General features: G+C 51.1%; 3 protein-coding genes. 2 read left to right on the top strand and 1 reads right to left on the bottom strand.

Annotation, left to right across the window (positions count from 1 at the left end; genetic code table 11):
- The coding region (locus ACYQ11_RS21890; RefSeq protein ID WP_459925962.1) for a hypothetical protein at positions 1 to 189 on the bottom strand (189 nt) is incomplete at its 3' end.
- Between the two features lies 1 nt (position 190).
- Between ACYQ11_RS21890 and istA the strand changes: the two genes are divergently transcribed.
- Both istA and istB read left to right on the top strand, forming a co-directional pair.
- A complete protein-coding gene (gene istA, locus ACYQ11_RS21885) occupies positions 191 to 1447 on the top strand; it encodes an IS21 family transposase (protein ID WP_459925961.1) in 1257 nt (418 codons plus the stop codon).
- Positions 1444 to 2223, top strand: a complete 780-nt coding sequence (istB, locus tag ACYQ11_RS21880; RefSeq protein WP_459925960.1) for an IS21-like element helper ATPase IstB — start codon at positions 1444 to 1446, stop codon at positions 2221 to 2223. Before istA ends, istB begins: the two co-directional genes overlap by 4 nt.
- The last annotated feature ends 53 nt before the right edge of the window (positions 2224 to 2276 follow it).

The raw sequence follows: 2276 nt of genomic DNA, 5'->3' as shown, positions 1-2276 counted from the left end.
GTCGATGGTCGTATTAAACTGAGCCAAAAATGGTCGTTTCGAATTGAGCCACCAGGGAATGAACCAGGGGGCCTTAAAAACCCCCTGGTTCAATTCCCGGGTAGCGGCTCCAATGGTGTTTATATTGGTTTTATGAGAGACCAAAAACAAAACACCAAAGGAGGCCGCATTCAAAACAAAGGAGACCATTTTGGACATCATTACATTGTACAGACGGGGGTTGAGCCAGCACGCCATTTCAAGAGAGCTTGGAATCAGCCGGAATACGGTAAAAAAGTATATCGACAATCCGGACCTGGCCTTCAACCGGCCTCAGAGACAACAAAGGCCCAGCCAGCTTGACCCTTATATCGGCAACATAACGACTTGGATAGAAGAAGACAAGGGCTATATGGCCACCTGGATTTATGATCGCCTGACAAGCATGGGTTTTACCGGCAGTTACGAGATCGTCAAACGAAAGGTTCGTCAAATCAAAGAACGTCATCAGAAGGTGGCGTTTATGCGCTTTGAGACCGAGCCCGGCTATCAGGCCCAGGTGGATTTTGCCGAGTTCCAGATTGAACACCCCAACGGCCACATTGAGAAATTGTATCTGTTTTCAATGGTTTTGGGCTATTCACGGAAAACATATGCCGAACTGATCAAGCGTTGCGATCTGCCGACCTTTCTGGATTGCCATATCAGAGCCTTTGAATTTTTCGGCGGCATTCCGTCAGAGATTTTGTATGACCGCATGAAAAACGTCTACATCGGCCGTCTTGCAGGCCGGGATCGCTTTAACGACACCCTTGTAGGGTTTGCCTGCCATTACGGGTTTAACCCCAAAGTAGCACCGGCTTACGCCGCCTGGGTCAAAGGCAAGGTTGAGAGGCCTTACGCCTTTATCCGGGAAGGATTCTGGCGGGGGTACGGGTATGTTTGCCTTGAAACCGCTAATCGCGACCTGATGACCTGGCTTGCAAAAAAAGAGCAACGCGTCCATGGCACAACCCATGAAGTCGTGGCCGTTCGCTTTGATCGGGAACAGCCGCACCTGGGTTCGCTTCCCCGCAAAGCCGTTGACACCTCTTACCGGATCGTTCGAAAGGTCTACAAAGACTGCACCCTCCGGTTTGAAGGCAACAGCTTTGTCGTTCCCCATCAACTCGTGGGCAAGCAGCTGGTTTTAAGGGTCAAGGACCACATCATGCGGATCTACGATGACGACCGCTTTGTGGTCATTTACGAGATCCCGTCGACCAAGGGTAACCTTGTTCAGGAAAAACGGTTTTATCGCGACCTTAAAAACGACCGGGATATGAACCGCCGTAAATACGGTCACGTAAAACCGGGCAAGGGACGTGCAAAGCACACGATCAGCCCTTTAAAACCGGCCTACGACATCCCGGTGGACATCCGCCCCCTTGACGTGTACGACGCGTATGTAAAGGAGGTGAGGATATGAGCGAAACCCTCATTGCCGATCGTATCGAATCCAACCTGAGCCGGTTGAAACTGGGTCGGATACGCGACATCCTTGAACCGTCCATTGCATCGGCAGAACAAAAAGGCCTGAGTTATCTGGTTTTTTTGGACGAACTGCTTGAAGAGGAAGTGGCCCACAAGGAGCAGCGCCGGATCGAGACCGCGCTGAAAATCTCGGGATTGCCCTTTACCAAGGGTATCGATGAGTTTGACTTCACCTTCCAGCCCAAACTCGATCGCCAGAAAGTCATGTCGTTGTTTGATTTGACGTTTATCCGGCAGAACGGCAATGTGATATTTTTAGGGCCTCCCGGTGTGGGGAAAACCCACTTGGCGGTGGCCCTGGCCCTCAAAGCCTGCCAGGCCGGTCTGAGCATTTATTTTACGACCATGTCGGACCTGGTCGTCAAACTGAAGAAAGATCACGAGGCCATGCGGCCCGGCAAAGGACGCAGCTACTACAAGTCGTCTTTAGTGATCGTCGATGAGGTGGGCTACACACCCATCAACCGTGAAGAATGCAACCTGTTCTTCCAGTTTGTGGCCAAGCGCTACGAAAAGGCCAGCACGATTATCACTTCAAACAAGGCCTTCAATGACTGGGCAGAGCTGCTTCAGGATCCGATCCTCGTCACCGCCGTATTGGACAGACTGCTGCATCACAGCGTGGTGGTCAACATCAAAGGCAACAGCTATAGACTGAAAGGGCAACACATGAGCAATCTCGCTCAGAATCAGGATAGGGACATTAACTGAGGTGGCTCAATTCTGACGACCGTAAATGGCTCAGTTTTAAACGACCGTTGACA

The organism is Desulfatiferula olefinivorans (genome assembly GCF_054657895.1).
This window is presented reverse-complemented; position numbering and strand designations above follow the sequence as displayed.

What these genes read in the sequence shown, in the direction of transcription:
- istB (WP_459925960.1), top strand. Translation starts at nt 1,444, where the DNA reads ATGAGCGAAACCCTCATTGCCGATCGTATCGAATCCAACCTGAGCCGG.